This is a genomic window from Rhizobium sp. 2MFCol3.1, assembly GCF_000377565.1.
GTDB lineage: Bacteria > Pseudomonadota > Alphaproteobacteria > Rhizobiales > Rhizobiaceae > Rhizobium.
Window position 1 is genome coordinate 1 of record NZ_KB898374.1, and the last position, 15,373, is coordinate 15,373.

The window sequence follows — 15,373 nt, forward strand, 5'->3', positions numbered from 1 at the left end:
ACGATCCGACAACCAGCTGCCGGGCGGGTGGCCACCCGCCCGGCAGAAACAACTATCTCATATTTTGATCATCCAAGAAGGTGCCGGCAGGCGGATGAGGGGGCCACACGGTACACCGCCAGCCCCCTCAAATTCACAGCAAAACCCTCAGATCTTCCCAGCCCGCTGCTGGATCATCATGAACGTGTCGAACGTATATTCCGACAGCTGCATCCACAGATACGCATCGCGCTTGAACGCCGTCTGGTCCTCGTAGATCTTCTTGAAATAAGGATTGGACGCCGAAATCTCCGCATAGATCCCGAGCGACGCCTGGAAGCAGGCTTCCATGATCTCCTGGCTGAAGGGACGCAGCGTCGCGCCCTCGGAGACCAGCTGCTTCAGCGCCGGCGGGTTCTTCATGTCGTACTTCGCCATCATGTTGGTATTGGCAAAGGCGCAGGCATCGGTGAGTGCCGCCTGATAGTGCTTCGGCAGGCTGTTCCATTTTTCCAGGTTGAAGAATGCATGCACCGTGGGGCCACCCTCCCACCAGCCGGGATAGTAGTAATACTTGGCGACCTTGTGCAGGCCGAGCTTCAGGTCGTCGTATGGGCCGACGAACTCGGAAGCGTCGATCGTGCCCTTTTCCAGCGCCGGATAGATATCGCCGCCGGCGATCTGCTGCGGGATGACGCCGAGCTTGCTGATCACCTGGCCGGCGAGGCCCGCGATGCGCATCTTTACGCCCTTCAGATCATCCAGCGTGTTGATTTCCTTGCGGAACCATCCGCCCATCTGGGCGCCGGTATTGCCCGCCGGCAGGCCGTAAATGCCCTGTGTGGCATAGAATTCGTTCATCAGCGTGTTGCCGTTGCCCTCGTAGAACCAGGCATTGGTGAGGCGCCCGTTGAGGCCAAAGGGAATGGCGGTGCCGATCGCGTAGGTCGGGTCCTTGCCGACGAAGTAATAGGAGCAGGTGTGCGCCGCTTCCACCGTTCCGGCGCTGACGGCATCGGCCGCCTGCAGGCCGGGAATGATCTCGCCGGCGGCAAAGGGCTGGATGGTGAAGTTGCCGTCGGTCGATGCGGCCAGATGCTTGGCGATATCGTCGGCCGCGCCATAGATCGTGTCCAGGCTCTTCGGAAACGACGATGTCATGCGCCAGGCGATCTTCGGATTTTCCTGGGCGATGGCGGGGGCCGCCAGAGCCGAGGCAGCAACGGCGCCGACGCCCGCTGTTCCTGCCTTCTTGAAGAATGAACGACGATCCATCAAAAACCTCCCATTGTTGGTTCTGCGGGGCCAAACTCTCCCCACCCGCGGAACGAGGGAAGCTAAGCATGCGGACGCAGGTGATTCAAGCGCCGGCCTATTAGTCTTTGGGATCACGACACCAATATGGCGAGTACGGCATTTCGATCGGAATCAGCGGCTTAGTCGTCTCGTCGCGCCGCCGCCACATGGCCTTGCCGCAATTTGGCCGGGCACATCAGGCACACGTTGACAGGAAAGCCGTTCTGGTTTCTCTCATTGGCAAGAGATGATCGCCCTCAGGATAGACAATGACCAAGCCCATCGTCGCCGTTCCCGCCGATATCCGCAGCTTTGACGGCGCCACCTGGCATGCCGTGCAGCACCAATATGTCCGCGCCGCGCTGAATGCCTCCGGCGTCATGGCCTTCATCATCCCGGCCTTCGAGGAAGGCTACGACATCGACGCCATTCTCGACCGTGTCGACGGCGTCCTCGTGTCGGGCTCGGCCAGCAACGTCCACCCCGCGCGTTACGGCAAGGAAGCGACCGAAGCCGACGGCCCCTTCGACCCCGCCCGCGACGCCACCTCGCTGCCGCTCATCCGCCGCGCCATCGACCGCGCCATCCCGCTGCTCGCCATCTGCCGCGGCATCCAGGAACTGAACGTCGCGCTCGGCGGCACGCTCGCCAGCGAGATCCAGGACCAGCCCGGCATCTGGGACCACCGCAAACCCGATAATGTCGATCGCGACGGCATGTACGCCATCCGCCAGAACGTGATCGTCAGGGAGGGTTCCTGCATCGCGGGCATCGTCGGCGCCGGCGAGATCAAGGTGAACTCGCTGCACCGCCAGGCGATCGCCGAGACAGCGCCGCGCCTTACGGTCGAAGCGGTCGCCGAGGACGGCACGGTCGAGGCCGTCTCCGTCATCGACGCCAAGGCCTTTGCCGTCGGCGTGCAGTGGCATCCCGAATACTGGGCCGAGACCGACAAGCCCTCCAACCAGCTCTTCACCGCCTTCGGCGACGCCGTCCGCGACTATGCCGCGACCAAGCTGCCGGCCAAGGCTACGAAGGTGGTGGCGTAGGCGAAGACTTACGTCTTTGCTTTATCGCATGTCGTCGCCGCAAAACCGCTACACACTTTTGCGCGACATGCTTTAGCCCCGCCGCGCCCAGCGCAGACCAGCCACCACGGCGATGGCAAGAAGAGGCCAGATTGCCCAGAAGTTGCCGTGCCAGGAGAGAAGGTTGATGCCGATCAGCCCGAGCGCCGAGACGGCAAGCGCCACAAGCCGCGCATCGTAGCGCTGCTGCAGATGCGCCCAGCGCATCGCCGCGACATAGGCCAGCGCCAAGAGCGGCCACGCCGCCCAGAAGACCCCGTGCCATGTCAGCGTGTTGATGACGACGAGCGCTGCGGCGATCACGCCGAGCACCTCAAGGTTCCGCCGCTGATCCGGCGATTGCCCCGCGTTCTGGCCTGACAACACGCCGGCCAAGAGCCCCCGTCGCCTACCTGATAACGGCCCCGGCCCCGTCGATTGAGCCGCAGCGCCCGACGGCATCCCGGCGGCACGCGTAGGCCCCGCCGTCGGCGGCGCCGCGTCGCCAGCACCTTCGCCGATTCTGACGGCATAGCTCGGCACCGCCTCGGCCACGTTCTTCACGTTCAGCGGCCCGAGGAAATCGAACCCGACCGCCACCTTGTTGCGCACCTGATCGTAAACCGTGTTCGAGATCACCACGCCGCCGGCCGGCGCCTGCGCCTGTAGCCGTGCGGCGATGTTGACGCCATCGCCATAAATATCGCTGCCCTCGACGATCACGTCGCCAAGATTGATGCCGATGCGAAACAGCATGCGGCCATCGGCGGGCCGAGCGGCATTCAGCCCCGCGAGTTCGTTCTGCACGTCGACGGCGGCGCGCACCGCCTCGACCACGCTTGGAAACTCGGCGATCAGCCCGTCGCCCCAGGTATTCACCACCCGTCCGCCATGCGACTCAATCAACCTGGACATCCGGTCGCGATACCGCTTCAGCGTCTCGAGCGTCCCCTCCTCGTCGACGCCCATCAGCCGCGTATAGTCCTGCACATCCGCTGAAAAGATCGTCGTCAGCTTGCGCTGCGTCTCACTCGAACTATCCGCCACCTCGGCTCCCTCTCGCATGAGCTCGTGCGTTGCATCCTAGCGCTGCATCTTACACACCATGGCAAGCCGGAGGCAAACGCGCTCGGAGCCCATTCTTGATGCGCTTGGTGAACGACCGAGGCGAGCGTTGTGCGCAAACGGCAACCCCAAACTCCCTCATCCTCACCCTTGTGGTGGGGATCCAGCCACGGCGCGTCTGCGCCGTGAATAGCCAACCCATGCCGTGTCAGAAAAAGAGTCTCTCGCCGCGCGGACGCGCGTCGGATGGATTCCCGCCACAAGGGCGAGAATGAGGGCAGAGAGGGTGAGCGGGCTCGCAGGAAGCACCGCCCAAAACCCATCACCCCTTGACGGGCGTCTCGGCCACCGGCGTCAGCGGCTTGCGCGCATCGAACCACCCAACCAGATTGTCGACCACCAGATCGGCCATCGCATTGCGGGTCGGAACCGAGCCCGAGGCGATGTGCGGCAACAGCACGGCGTTGGGGAGTGCCATCAGCGCCTCCGGCACCGTCGGTTCGTCATAAAACACGTCGAGACCGGCAGCACCCAAGGCACCCGAGGACAGCGCCTCGATCAGCGCATCTTCATCGACGGTCCAGCCGCGCCCGACATTGATGAACACGCCATCCGGCCCGAGCGCCTTCAGGATATCGGCATTGACGGTCTTGTGCGTCTGCGGCGTCTTCGGGACGATCGCGATCATTGTATCGACGGCTTCGGCGAGACCTTCCAGCGTCGGATAGTGGTCATAAGGCAGCGCCTCGTTGCGCGAGCGGGTGTGGTAGCTGATCTTGACCTTGAACGGTTCCAGCCGCTTGGCGATCTCCTGGCCGATGCGGCCAAGGCCGTAGAAGCCGACATGGCGGCCCTTGAGCGAGAAGCGCGACAGCGGATAGCTCTGCCCCGGCTTCCAGTTGCCGGCGCGCAGCCAGTTCTCGGCGCGCGGAAATTCGCGGATGGTGTTGAGCAGCAGCCCGATCGCCGTGTCGGCCACTTCGTCGTTGAGGACGTCAGGGGTGTTGGTGACCACCACGCCCTTGGTCGCGGCATGCTTGGCATCGACGCTGTCATAGCCGACGCCGAAGCTGGAGATCAGCTCCAGATTGGGCAGCGCATCGATATCGGCGGCGGAGAAGGTGCCGGATACGGCGACACCGCGAATACGGCCTGCGGTCTCGGCGTCGAGCGACTTGGCGTCAGCCTCGATGACGTCAAAACCTTGCTTCAGGCGCGCCAGAACGCGCTCGTGCATTTTCCCCGGAACGAGAACAGCGGTACGGGACATGGCTTTTCCTCTTCGATTTGTCGCGCGCCCTTGATGACTTGGGATAGAGGGCGGGGATTATGACCGGGGCCGGAAGGGGCTGGTCGATTGGCGGATGCGCATCTCGGGCTTGATGAGATGGATGCCGTCGGGTTCGTGGCTGCCGGCGAGGCGATCGAGCAGCGCGCGGGCGGCGAGCCGGCCGACTTCGGCCTGGCCGTTCCACACGGTTGTCAGCGCCGGCATCGAGATCGACGCCTCCTCAAGATCGTCATAGCCGGTAACGGAAATATCGGTGCCGGGCACCAGGCCGGCGCGGGCGATGCCGTTCATCAGGCCGATGGCGACGAGATCGTTCCAGCAGACGGCGGCCGTCGGCTTCTGCGGCAGAGACAGGAAGTGCACCGCCGCCTCGAAGCCGCCCTGCATCGAGCGGGGGCCTGGAATGCGCAGGCCCGGATCGACCTCGATCTCCGCCTTGCGCAGCGCGTTCACATAACCCTGGTAGCGGTCGCGGCCGGTGGACGTCTGGTCGGTGCCGCCGATCATGGCGATCGAGCGGTGGCCGAGGCCGATCAGATGATTGGTGGCAAGCGAGATGCCGTAGCTGTCGTCGCCGCGATAGGTCGGCAGCTCCGATCCGTCCATGGAGCGGGCAACGAGAATGGCCGGCATGCCGTTATCCTCGGCAAGCTGCATGTCCTCCGGCGGCGTGCCGATCGCCGGCGACATGATGACGCCATCGCCGCCGAGCTGCAGCAGCGTCTCGATGAAGGTGCGCTGCTTTTCGACGGAATCGTAGTGGTTGGAGAGAATGAAGGTGTGCCGGCTGCGGTCGAGCTCGCTTTCGATCGCCTTCAGGATTTCCCCGTAGAACGGGTTCATGATGTCGTGCACGACAACGCCGATGATGCCCGAGCGCGAGGTGCGCAGGCTGGCCGCGCGGCGATTGTAGATATAGCCGAGCGCGCGCGCCTGTTCCTTGATCTTGTCGCGGGTGGCGCCGGCGACCAGCGGGCTGTCGCGAAGCGCCAGGGATACGGTTGCGGTGGAAATGCCGAGCGTTTCGGCGATCGTCGAAAGCTTGATCTTCTGCGCCACTGTGCCTCCCGGATCGCGCGGAAGGACTGTGACGCGCGATGAACATATGCACCCGGCCAGCTGTGAGCCGAGCGTCCTTAAAATGTTTAATTAAAAGATTAAACCGGAGCAGGCAATTTCTAATTTCACAAAACCGTCAGATTTCATCCGGCTCGTCGAGCACGATGGCATCGGCCTGCAGATTGCCGTCGATCGCCTTCAGAAGCCGCACCAGATTGCGGATTTCCTTCTCGGAAAAATCGAGCGTCGCCAGCCGGTCGCAGGCTGTCGCGGCCTGCTCGATGGCCGCAACGCTGCCGCGGCCGAGATCGGTGAGATAGACCTTGGTAAGGCGCGCGTCGTCGGCATCTGCCTTGCGCTCGAGAAAGCCCTGCGCCTCCATGCGACCGATCGTGCGCGTCATGGTCGGCGCCTTGACGCCAAGCTTGTGCGCCAGCGCCCCTGCCGTCATGCCGTCGCTTTCGGCGAGCGACGTGATGACGCCATCCTGCCCGGCATAGAGCCCGCTCTCCAGGAGGTTGCGGGAGAGCACGGTGCGCATGGAGCGGGCGGCCTGCGTCAAAGCCGGCGAAAGATCGACCACCGTATACTCGGTCTGGTCCTTCTTCTTCGACTTCTGCTTCTTGCCGTCCTTGTGCTTCTTACCCATTGCCGTCCCTTTGATCTTGCCGCGCCCTGCACCCAATTGAGGTTGTGAGGGACGGCAACAGTTTCATTTGGCGCCTAAGCCTTCCTCCAAATCCATTTTGATTTAAAGGCTTATGCATTAAGCATTGAGATCGTTGCGTTATGACATTGCGCATGATCTCGTCATAAACAAGAGGCCTTAGCCGGATGAACGCGCCAGCGACCGAGTTCGACGACCACGATCCGCAATTTTCTGGTGCGGAGCGCGACCGGCACATCGTTGTCCTGCCGCTCGGCGCCCATGAACAACACGGCCCCCACCTTCCCTTCGATACCGACACGCTGATCGCCAACGGCATCGTTAGCAGGCTCAAAACCGCGCTTCCCAAGACGCTTCCGGTAACCTTCCTGCCGACGGAATCAGTCGGCTACTCAATCGAGCATATGGATGTGACAGGAACGCAAACGCTGACCTATGGCGAGGCGATCGAGCGCTGGCTCGGCATCGCCGAGAAACTGGCACGACAGGGCATCCGCAAATTCGTCATGCTCAACGCCCACGGCGGCAACTCGCCGCTGATGACTGTTGTCGCGACTGAAGCCCGCGTGCGCTTCAACATGCTGGCCGTCGCCACCAGCTGGACCCGCTTCGGCCTGCCCGATGGGGTGATCTCGCCGGAAGAAAAGGCGATCGACATCCACGGCGGCGACATCGAGACCTCGGTGATGCTGGCGCTGCACCCGGACAAGGTGGACATGTCGAAAGCCGAAAACTTCCCCTCCCGCCAATCCGACCTCGCCGCCCGCTACAAGCACCTTCGCGCCTACGGCCCTCACGCCTTCGGCTGGAAGATGTCCGACCTGAGCACCCAAGGCGTCGCCGGCAATGCCGCCAAGGCGACCGCCGAAAAAGGCGAGGCGCTGATCGCCCACGCGGTGAAGGGGCTGGTGGAATTGCTGGAGGATGTTGACGCGTTCGACGTGAGCACGCTGAGATAGCGGGCCGCTTGTATCGGCCGGTGCTTTTCATCATATTGATTGCAATCGCAGTGGCTGACACAGGAGGCCCGCATGCGCATTTCAGTGAAAGAGGCTGAAGGACAGCTGACCGAACTGGTCCGCCTTGCCAATCAGGGCGAAGAGATCGTGTTGACGCAGGATGGCCGGCCTAGCGCGCGTATAACACCGTTGAAAAAGCCCCTGAGCGCAGAAGAGAAGTCACGAATCTTCAATGAGGTCAGGGAGCGCGTCAGAAAGATGGATCTTCCACCGGGTCCCGACGCCGCTCACAGCCAGGACTTTCTGTATGACGAGTACGGTCTGCCAAAGTGATTGTGGTCGACACATCAGCACTCATGGCCTTCATCGCGAGCGAGCCCGCAGCAGAACAATGCCAGGCTATCTTGGAGCGAGAGCGGGAAATACTGATGTCAGCGGCAACCGTGACGGAGGCGCTGATCGTGGCTGAAGGCCGAGGCATCTCAGCCGATATGCGCTATATCATCGAGACATCAGTCACTGAGATCGTGGAGCTGACATCAATCCGCGCCGAACTTGCAGCGGACGCCTATCGCTCGTGGGGAAAGGGCTTTCACCCGGCCCATCTTAACTTCGGCGATTGCTTCTCTTATGCCACCGCCAGGGAGTTCGATTGCCCGCTGCTCTACATCGGCAACGACTTCTCGAAGACCGACGTGAAATCGGCAATTCCGCGCGGCACATCCTAATGTGATCTTATAACATACGAATCCCTTTGAACTGCCGCGCCGCACCCCTTATATGAGACGACGAATTTGAAAGGCCCGGGAGAAAAACCCGAGCAAGCCCCCACCTATCGAGGTTCTCATGACCGACGCTCTCCAGACGCAACCCAAGCCCATCCCCGTCACAGTTCTCACCGGCTACCTCGGCGCCGGCAAGACGACGCTGTTGAACCGCATCCTGACGGAAGCGCATGGCAAGAAGTATGCCGTCATCGTCAACGAGTTCGGCGAGATCGGCATCGACAATGATCTGATCGTCGAATCCGACGAAGAGATCTACGAGATGAACAATGGCTGTGTCTGCTGCACGGTGCGCGGCGACCTGATCCGCGTCGTCGAAGGCCTGATGCGCCGCCCCGGCCGTTTCGACGGCATCATCGTCGAGACGACGGGCCTTGCCGATCCGGTGCCTGTTGCCCAGACCTTCTTCATGGATGACGACGTTCGCGCCAAGACCGAGCTCGATGCCGTGGTCGCCCTCGTCGACGCCAAGCACCTGCCGCTGCGCCTGAAGGACAGCCGCGAGGCCGAAGACCAGATCGCCTTCGCCGACGTCGTGCTGATCAACAAGACCGACCTCGTCACGCCGGAAGAGCTGGCGCAGATCGAAGACGTCGTGCGCGCGATCAACCCGTCGGCCCGCGTCTACAAGACCAGCCGCTCCGGCGTCGATCTCGCCCGCGTGCTCGACCAGGGCGCCTTCAATCTGGAACGCGCGCTGGAAAACGACCCGCACTTCCTCGACCACGATCACCCCGACCATGTCTGCGGTCCCGATTGCGGCCACGACCATGGCCACCATCACCATGCGCACGACCATGATCACGATCATCACCACCACGATCATGACCATCACCATCACGACCACGGGCACGACCACCATCACCATGGCGCCGTCTCCCCGATCCATGACGTGACGGTGCAGTCGGTTTCGCTGCGCGGCGGCGAGATGAATCCGGACCGTTTCTTCCCCTGGATCCAGAAGATCACCCAGACGCAGGGCCCAAACATCCTGCGTCTCAAGGGCATTATTGCCTTCAAGGACGATGCCGAGCGCTATGTCGTTCAGGGCGTGCACATGATCATCGAAGGTGACCACCAGCGCGCCTGGAAGGACGGCGAGAAGCGCGAGACGCGTCTCGTCTTCATCGGCCGCGAGCTTGACCGCGAAAAGCTCGAAGCCTCCTTCAAGGCGTGCGAGGCCTCTGCCTGATGCCGACTGTTGCCCCGTTTGATATCGACGGCCATATCTTGGCCGTCGAATTTTTAGGTGATACCCCCTTCTTCGCCAGCGCCACCGGCACGTTTCACCGGCTGGATGGTTCTGAAAAGGTCACCGAAGCCCATCAGGGCATGCTCACCTGCATCCGCGATCCCTATAGCGAAAGCCTGATCTCTGGCGGCGAAGACGGCAAGGTGCTGCGGATTGCGGCCGATGGCAGCGTCACCGAGCTGGCGCATGCGCCGCGCAAGTGGATCTCGCAGCTCGCCGCCGGCCCGCAGGGCGCCATAGCCTATTCCCACGGCAAGAGCGCGATCGTTCGCCTTGCCGATGGCACCACCCGCGAATTCACCGAGGAACGCACCGTCGAAGGCCTCGCCTTCGCACCCAAGGGCATGCGCGTCGCCGCCGCCCGCTATAATGGCGTGTCGCTGCATTGGGTGGCGGGCGATGCCAAGCCCGTCGATCTCGAATGGAAGGGCGCCCATACAGGCGTGACCTTCTCGCCGGATGGCAACTTCCTCGTCACGACAATGCAGGAAAACGCGCTGCACGGCTGGAAGCTCGACATCAAGCCCGGCTCTGAAGCCCGCCACATGCGCATGACCGGCTACCCCGCCAAGGTCAAGTCGCTCTCGTGGTCGGCCAAGGGCAAGTGGCTCGCCTCATCAGGCGCCCCCGCCGCCATCGTCTGGCCGTTCTCGGGCAAGGATGGCCCGATGGGCAAGGCGCCGCTCGAACTCGGCACGCGCGCCAACATCATGGCGACATCGGTCAAGTTCCACCCGGCCGAAGACATTCTCGCCATCGGCTTCATCGACGGCATGATCCTCGCCGTTCGCCTCGCCGACAGCAAGGAAGCGCTGATCCGCCGCCCCGGCAAGGGTGCGATCACCGCTATGAGCTGGAGCAAGAACGGCAAGCTGCTGGCCTTCGCCTCGGAAGCCGGCGATTGCGGCGTGGTCGATATCGCCGCCTGAGGCGCATAATAAAGACGTTCGCGAACAGAGAGCCTGATCAGATGCCGCAGACCGGAAACGCCATCGCCGAAACCGCAGCCGCCAACGATGCCTCTGCATGGGTGTTGATCCGCGCCGAGGCCCTGGCGCTCTGCGAACGCGAACCAGTCTTGCGGCCTCTTTTGACATCGCAGGTGATCGAGGCTGCGGATAGCGCGACAATCGTTGCCCGCGTGCTCGCCGCGCGCCTCTCGCGCGCCGATGTCGATACGGCGGCTCTGACGACGCTTCTCCAGGAGACGCTGACCCCTGATATCCTCACCGATATCCAGGCCGACCTGATGGCGGTGCGCAAGCGCGATCCGGCCTGCACGACCTATCTGCATGCGCTGCTCAATCTGAAGGGCTTCCACGCCCTGCAGATCCACCGCGCCGCTCATAAATTGTGGAACGACGACCGCGTCGAGGTCGCCAGCTGGCTGTCCAATCTCGCCTCGCTGGTCTTCGGCCCGGATATTCACCCGGCCGCGAGGATCGGCTCGGGCATCATGCTCGACCACGGCTCCGGTATCGTCATCGGCGAAACGGCTGTCATCGAGGACGAGGTCTCCATCCTTCAGGGCGTCACGCTCGGCGGTACTGGCAAGGAAACCGGAGACCGCCACCCGAAGATCCGCCGCGGCGTGATGATCGGCGCCGGCGCCAAGATCCTCGGCAATATCGAGATCGGCGCCTTTAGCAAGGTCGCGGCCGGCAGCGTGGTGGTAAAGCCGGTTCCGGCCCATTGCACGGTGGCGGGCGTCCCGGCCGCTGTGGTGCGCATCCATCCCGCCAGCGAAATCCCCGCCGAGAGCATGGACCAGAACATCTGAGCCTAAGCCGCCTGCTCCTGCGCCGGCGATGCCTCGACCCGGTCGCGGCCCCGCCGCTTGGAAGCGTAGAGCGCGGTATCGGCCCGCTCCAAAAGCCTCTTGAAGTCGATATCCGGACCGCTGCAGGCGGCGACGCCGATGCTCAACGTTGGAAGCGACGCAAACACCGCCATCGTCGAAACCTGCTCCGAAAACGCCAGCCGCATCCGCTCGGCGACCGCGATCGCCCCGTCCTCGGCGGTATTCTTCAGCACCACGAGAAACTCGTCGCCGCCGTGGCGAGACAGGAGATCATCGGGCCGCAGCACGCTGCGCGCCGCACTTGAAAACAGCCGAAGCACATCGTCTCCGACGGGATGGCCGTGCTGGTCGTTCAATTGCTTGAAGTGATCAATATCGACCACCAGCAGCGCCAAAGCATGAGCATCGCGCACCGGCAGCCGTTGCGCCAGTCCGCCGCGGTTGAGCGCTCCCGTCAGCGGATCATGATGCGCCAGCGCGATCAGTTCGCTCCTGTTGCGCTCGGCCGCCATCAGCACGATCAGCATGCTGCGCAGCGCCAGAAAGATCACCGCCGTCGATGCCATCCAGCTATGGGCGACGGTGGCGCCGTAGGGATCCGGGCCCGCGATCTCGCCCGTTGCCGCCATGACGCTACGCACCAGGAAGATCGCCGCCGTCGGCAGATAGAGCCATGCGAGCAGCCCCGCCGAGAAAAGCTTCTCGCGCCTGTAGATGCCGATACCTTCGCGTAGCACCGCCAGATCGCACAGGCAGCAGATGGCCGAGACATAGAACAGCCGCGTCGACACAGACATGTCGCCGGAGGGCAGAGCCGCGACCGGGAGGCTGATGCAGACAAGCGCCAGCGCGCAGGCAAGCATCGACACCGGCCGGCCGGCGAGCACGCGGATGGCGAAGAACGACAGCAGGTAACCGGCGATGGTCAGCACATTGCCCAGCTGGATCGACAGCACATAGGGGATGTAATTGCGCAGGCAGACGAGCAGCGTACCCACGCCGAGCACCAGATAGCTGGCGCCCCACCAGGCCGGCCAGCGACCGAACCGCCCGGTCCAATAGCTCACCATATGCGCGCTTCCGAGAACCAGCAGCGTCATGGCGGAGACGACGTAGATCGTCCGCAGATCCAAAATCATGTACGCGCCTCCAATCCACCGGCGCGGACACGTTACGAGATCGCTATTGCGTTTTGATTGGAACGCTCGGTCGCATTTTAATCAACGCGCCGAAAACCCCGCTCAGACAGGGCGTGCGGCGGCGATGATCTCGGAGAGAAGCCCGTGCAGCGCATCGCGGTAACCGGTTCTCGCCGAGGGGCCGTTTTCGTCTGAAGTCATCACGACGGTGAGCTTCAGCGACGGCACGATATAAAGCATCTGGCCGCCATAGCCCCAGCCGAAATGAACTTGCTCGCCGCCGATCTCTCGCGAGAACCAGCCGTAACCGTAGTCATCGCCCGAGAAGCGCGAATTGGTGCGGTGCTGCCAGGACTGAACGACCCAATCGGCGGGCACGACCTGCGTGCCATCTCGAGCCTTGCCGCCATTGCGATAGAGCTCGCCGAAGGCAAGCAGCGAGCGCGCGGTCATCGCCATCTGATTGCCGCCGAGATAGATCCCCTGCGGATCCCGCTCCCATGCGCCGATGCGAAAGCCATCGACCGGCGCCAGCCACTCCCGCGCCAAGGCGAGCGTCGATTTCCCGCCGACCTTGGTCAGGATCGCCGAGAGCAGATGGGTCGAGGCTGTCGAATAGAGCATCTGCCCGCCCGGCTCATCGGCAAACGGCTGCGCAAGCGCGAACCGCACCCAGTTGCGCGACGACACGAAACGACCGTAGTCGGGACCGGAGAGACGGCCAAGCCCGGCCTGCATGGAGAGCAGGTTACCGATGGTGATCTCGCCGAGCCTTGGATCCGGATTGTCTGGCAGGTCGGCTTTGAGGATCGGCGCGATCTTCTGATCCGGCCCCTCGAGCAAGCCCTTCTCAATGGCTATGCCGACGAGGCTTGAGATGATCGACTTGGAGGCCGACTTGATGTTGACGGATTCCTTGGTCGAATGGCCGCGATAGCCATGCTCGGCGATGATCTCGCCATCCCTGGCGACGACGACAGCCTTCAGTGGCCGCAACTCCTCTCGTGACGCGCCGCCATCAAGCAGCGTGGCAACCGCGTTCGGCTGCTGCGCGAAGGCGGCGGCTGGCGTGAGCGACAGGACGAAGAGAAGTGCGAGGCGCTTGATCATGCGCCATTATCTATGACGGGCGGCCGATCAAATCATCGGCCGTCCCTTCAAACTCACATGGATGTGAAACCTTATGATCGCGCTTTCTGCGAGATCATTGATGCACGCATTTTCGGTTCATCTGGGGTCGCTTTTGCGCTTTCGTGAATTTCGCGATCATCCCCGCCGGACATTTCTTGTCGTCGAAGAGCACGGATTCGCCCGGCGCCATCGCATCGACCGTCGGCTTCGCCGTCACCGTCTTGATTGCTGCAAAGCAAGTCGACGCGCCCGCCAACGACAGCAGGCAGGCGGCGGAAAGGGAAAAAAGTAGAGACCGTATCATATGCTCGCCCTCACGTTTTAGTGATCACTAAAATACATTCCTACGGAATCGCGCCGTCGGCAAGTCATCCGATCGGCGAGCAGCACGAATATCCGCGCGCGGACTGCCCACGGCGGTGAAATAGGGAGAAGGCAGGCGGTCGAGGTTTGGGGTAGTGGATGTCAGGCTGGTCCGCCTGCCCGATCGTTCCAGGCTTTCCGGCTTCATCAGATCGACAGGAGCGTCTCTCGATCTGGCGTCCCCGAACGAATCATCTGCCCTGACGGCATCCGATTCGACCTTTCGCGACCGTCATCGAGCGCCGAATTATGAACGGAGACCGAACCGGTTCATGAACCCGGCTCCCTGCTCGATGACGCGTTCATGATGCTCCGACCCTACGCCATGGGGATGATTCTCGCCCATATTTTCATCCATATGATTGTTTTTTCTGCATTTTATTAGAACGAAAAGTGAATTTCTTCCCCATAAAGGCGAAGCTGCGGTGTTGCTAAAATATCGTTAAAATTTACCGTCACAGTTTTTTGTTCATCTGGCGTTCAGAAAACTCTTGGGAAAGCCGACTTTTGCGCTCACATTAGATACCAGAGAACTAGGAGTGCATGAATGATTCTTAAGGCCACAGCCGCAGCGACCATATTCGCGGTCTATGCTTTCACGATGTTTTTCATCGCCGCCATACCGGACAATATCGTACAGACTGCCGGGACACAGCTGGTTGACGCCAGCGTCGTGAAATAAGCGCCCTCAAACGACCGGCGTAGCGAATACAGAGGGGATGATAGTCCGCCGGCTCTTCCGGCGCCCCTTCAAACTGATTTCCTGAAACTGGAAATGAAACAAAAAAGCCCCTCCCTTTCGGGGAGAGGCTCTGCGGGACAAGGCCTCGGACAAAACCTGATTCAGGCCGCCCTGCGGATCGGCGCGCTGGCCAGCATCCGCCCCGTTGGGACGATCATGCCGGCCGCGCCGTCAAGCCAGCCCTCGACAAGCTCGAGCGCCAGAAAGCGCGAGCGTTCGAACGGGCCAGGCATGACGAGATGCTGAGCCTTTGCGGCGAAGAAGCCGAAACGCTCGTAATAGGGGGCATCGCCCACAAGCAGGATGGCGCCGTGACCACGGGTCTTGGCTTCCAGCATGGCGGCACGCATCAGAGCCGAGCCGACACCCTTGCCCTCGAAGCTGGAATCGACCGCCAGCGGTCCGAGCAGCAGCGCGTCGATGGCCGTGCCATCGGCATTGACGCCGGCTTCGACATTCCACAGGCGCACGGTGCCGATGACGTGACCGTCGCGATCACGCGCAACCAGCGCCAGGCCTTCGGCCGGAACGCGGCCACGGCGGATCTTTTCCGACGACTTGCCGCGGCGGTTCGGACCCATGGCGCGATCGAGCAAATTCTCGCGCGCAACGACATCGCCGGCATTTTCGGCGTCGATGGTGAAAATGGAATGCGCAAAGAATGCGCGGACAGAATCAAGAACAGCGGCCATCTTGGCCTCCCGTACCCAAAACCGTTATCAGCGGCGGTGAATATGAATTGTGAAGGTGCCGCCCCGGCTGGCTACGGGGCCGGCG

At 62.4% G+C, this 15,373-nt stretch carries 17 protein-coding genes; 8 read left to right on the forward strand and 9 right to left on the reverse strand.

Going from position 1 to position 15,373, the window contains the following annotated elements; genetic code table 11:
* Nucleotides 1–147: 147 nt before the first annotated feature.
* A complete protein-coding gene (locus tag D460_RS0127995; protein ID WP_018901926.1) occupies nucleotides 148–1,254 on the reverse strand; it encodes a TRAP transporter substrate-binding protein in 1,107 nt (368 codons plus the stop codon).
* 290 nt (nucleotides 1,255–1,544) lie between these two features.
* Between D460_RS0127995 and D460_RS0128000 the strand changes: the two genes are divergently transcribed.
* Complete coding sequence (locus D460_RS0128000) at nucleotides 1,545–2,324, forward strand: gamma-glutamyl-gamma-aminobutyrate hydrolase family protein (RefSeq protein WP_018901927.1); 780 nt, start codon at nucleotides 1,545–1,547, stop codon at nucleotides 2,322–2,324.
* Nucleotides 2,325–2,396: 72 nt separating this feature from the next.
* On the opposite strand, the gene D460_RS0128005 is transcribed toward D460_RS0128000, so the two are convergent.
* The 4 genes from D460_RS0128005 to D460_RS0128020 form a co-directional block, all read right to left on the reverse strand.
* A complete protein-coding gene (locus tag D460_RS0128005) occupies nucleotides 2,397–3,389 on the reverse strand; it encodes an adenylate/guanylate cyclase domain-containing protein (RefSeq protein ID WP_245267825.1) in 993 nt (330 codons plus the stop codon).
* Nucleotides 3,390–3,729: 340 nt separating this feature from the next.
* Nucleotides 3,730–4,677 carry a 2-hydroxyacid dehydrogenase gene (locus tag D460_RS0128010; RefSeq protein WP_018901929.1) on the reverse strand — a complete coding sequence of 316 codons (948 nt, stop codon included), beginning with the start codon at nucleotides 4,675–4,677 and terminating at the stop codon, nucleotides 3,730–3,732.
* Between the two features lie 57 nt (nucleotides 4,678–4,734).
* Nucleotides 4,735–5,757, reverse strand: a complete 1,023-nt coding sequence (locus tag D460_RS0128015) for a LacI family DNA-binding transcriptional regulator (protein WP_018901930.1) — start codon at nucleotides 5,755–5,757, stop codon at nucleotides 4,735–4,737.
* A gap of 136 nt (nucleotides 5,758–5,893) precedes the next feature.
* On the reverse strand, nucleotides 5,894–6,406 hold the full coding sequence (locus D460_RS0128020; RefSeq protein WP_026283624.1) for a MarR family winged helix-turn-helix transcriptional regulator: 513 nt from the start codon (nucleotides 6,404–6,406) through the stop codon (nucleotides 5,894–5,896).
* Nucleotides 6,407–6,591: 185 nt separating this feature from the next.
* On the opposite strand from D460_RS0128020, the gene D460_RS0128025 reads away from it, so the two are divergent.
* The 6 genes from D460_RS0128025 to cysE all read left to right on the forward strand — a co-directional run bounded on the left by D460_RS0128025 (nucleotide 6,592) and on the right by cysE (nucleotide 11,200).
* A complete protein-coding gene (locus D460_RS0128025) occupies nucleotides 6,592–7,383 on the forward strand; it encodes a creatininase family protein (protein ID WP_018901932.1) in 792 nt (263 codons plus the stop codon).
* 72 nt (nucleotides 7,384–7,455) lie between these two features.
* Entirely contained in the window at nucleotides 7,456–7,716 is a 261-nt protein-coding gene (locus D460_RS0128030; RefSeq protein ID WP_018901933.1) for a type II toxin-antitoxin system prevent-host-death family antitoxin, read from the forward strand.
* 2 nt (nucleotides 7,717–7,718) lie between these two features.
* The gene (locus D460_RS0128035; RefSeq protein WP_348625662.1) at nucleotides 7,719–8,111 is read left to right on the forward strand and encodes a type II toxin-antitoxin system VapC family toxin; all 393 of its coding nucleotides are present in this window, start codon (nucleotides 7,719–7,721) and stop codon (nucleotides 8,109–8,111) included.
* Nucleotides 8,112–8,229: 118 nt separating this feature from the next.
* Complete coding sequence (locus tag D460_RS0128040; protein WP_018901935.1) at nucleotides 8,230–9,360, forward strand: GTP-binding protein; 1,131 nt, start codon at nucleotides 8,230–8,232, stop codon at nucleotides 9,358–9,360.
* The gene (locus tag D460_RS0128045) at nucleotides 9,360–10,349 is read left to right on the forward strand and encodes a WD40 repeat domain-containing protein (protein WP_018901936.1); all 990 of its coding nucleotides are present in this window, start codon (nucleotides 9,360–9,362) and stop codon (nucleotides 10,347–10,349) included. The genes D460_RS0128040 and D460_RS0128045 overlap by 1 nt, the downstream gene beginning before the upstream one ends.
* 41 nt (nucleotides 10,350–10,390) lie before the next feature.
* Nucleotides 10,391–11,200, forward strand: coding sequence for a serine O-acetyltransferase (gene cysE / locus D460_RS0128050; protein WP_018901937.1), 810 nt, complete (start codon nucleotides 10,391–10,393; stop codon nucleotides 11,198–11,200).
* A gap of 2 nt (nucleotides 11,201–11,202) precedes the next feature.
* On the opposite strand, the gene D460_RS0128055 is transcribed toward cysE, so the two are convergent.
* The 3 genes from D460_RS0128055 to D460_RS37215 form a co-directional block, all read right to left on the reverse strand.
* Nucleotides 11,203–12,360 (reverse strand): GGDEF domain-containing protein, encoded by a 1,158-nt coding sequence (locus D460_RS0128055; protein WP_018901938.1) that lies wholly within the window; start codon nucleotides 12,358–12,360, stop codon nucleotides 11,203–11,205.
* A 102-nt stretch (nucleotides 12,361–12,462) separates the two neighbouring features.
* The gene (locus tag D460_RS0128060; RefSeq protein WP_018901939.1) at nucleotides 12,463–13,470 is read right to left on the reverse strand and encodes a serine hydrolase; all 1,008 of its coding nucleotides are present in this window, start codon (nucleotides 13,468–13,470) and stop codon (nucleotides 12,463–12,465) included.
* Nucleotides 13,471–13,564: 94 nt separating this feature from the next.
* Nucleotides 13,565–13,795 carry a DUF6719 family protein gene (locus tag D460_RS37215; protein ID WP_018901940.1) on the reverse strand — a complete coding sequence of 77 codons (231 nt, stop codon included), beginning with the start codon at nucleotides 13,793–13,795 and terminating at the stop codon, nucleotides 13,565–13,567.
* A 606-nt stretch (nucleotides 13,796–14,401) separates the two neighbouring features.
* Here D460_RS37215 and D460_RS37135 point away from each other — a divergent pair.
* Complete coding sequence (locus D460_RS37135) at nucleotides 14,402–14,536, forward strand: hypothetical protein (RefSeq protein WP_018901941.1); 135 nt, start codon at nucleotides 14,402–14,404, stop codon at nucleotides 14,534–14,536.
* A 161-nt stretch (nucleotides 14,537–14,697) separates the two neighbouring features.
* Here the strand turns inward: D460_RS37135 and D460_RS0128075 are convergent, their stop codons facing one another.
* On the reverse strand, nucleotides 14,698–15,288 hold the full coding sequence (locus D460_RS0128075; RefSeq protein ID WP_018901942.1) for an N-acetyltransferase: 591 nt from the start codon (nucleotides 15,286–15,288) through the stop codon (nucleotides 14,698–14,700).
* Nucleotides 15,289–15,373 lie beyond the last annotated feature (85 nt).

Bases quoted from the DNA above. Each gene is read 5' to 3' on its own strand.
- D460_RS0127995 (WP_018901926.1), bottom strand. From the start codon at position 1,254: ATGGATCGTCGTTCATTCTTCAAGAAGGCAGGAACAGCGGGCGTCGGC.
- D460_RS0128000 (WP_018901927.1), top strand. From the start codon at position 1,545: ATGACCAAGCCCATCGTCGCCGTTCCCGCCGATATCCGCAGCTTTGAC.
- D460_RS0128010 (WP_018901929.1), bottom strand. From the start codon at position 4,677: ATGTCCCGTACCGCTGTTCTCGTTCCGGGGAAAATGCACGAGCGCGTT.
- D460_RS0128020 (WP_026283624.1), bottom strand. From the start codon at position 6,406: ATGGGTAAGAAGCACAAGGACGGCAAGAAGCAGAAGTCGAAGAAGAAG.
- D460_RS0128025 (WP_018901932.1), top strand. From the start codon at position 6,592: ATGAACGCGCCAGCGACCGAGTTCGACGACCACGATCCGCAATTTTCT.
- D460_RS0128030 (WP_018901933.1), top strand. From the start codon at position 7,456: ATGCGCATTTCAGTGAAAGAGGCTGAAGGACAGCTGACCGAACTGGTC.
- D460_RS0128040 (WP_018901935.1), top strand. From the start codon at position 8,230: ATGACCGACGCTCTCCAGACGCAACCCAAGCCCATCCCCGTCACAGTT.
- D460_RS0128045 (WP_018901936.1), top strand. From the start codon at position 9,360: ATGCCGACTGTTGCCCCGTTTGATATCGACGGCCATATCTTGGCCGTC.
- cysE (WP_018901937.1), top strand. From the start codon at position 10,391: ATGCCGCAGACCGGAAACGCCATCGCCGAAACCGCAGCCGCCAACGAT.
- D460_RS0128055 (WP_018901938.1), bottom strand. From the start codon at position 12,360: ATGATTTTGGATCTGCGGACGATCTACGTCGTCTCCGCCATGACGCTG.
- D460_RS0128060 (WP_018901939.1), bottom strand. From the start codon at position 13,470: ATGATCAAGCGCCTCGCACTTCTCTTCGTCCTGTCGCTCACGCCAGCC.
- D460_RS37215 (WP_018901940.1), bottom strand. From the start codon at position 13,795: ATGATACGGTCTCTACTTTTTTCCCTTTCCGCCGCCTGCCTGCTGTCG.
- D460_RS37135 (WP_018901941.1), top strand. From the start codon at position 14,402: ATGATTCTTAAGGCCACAGCCGCAGCGACCATATTCGCGGTCTATGCT.
- D460_RS0128075 (WP_018901942.1), bottom strand. From the start codon at position 15,288: ATGGCCGCTGTTCTTGATTCTGTCCGCGCATTCTTTGCGCATTCCATT.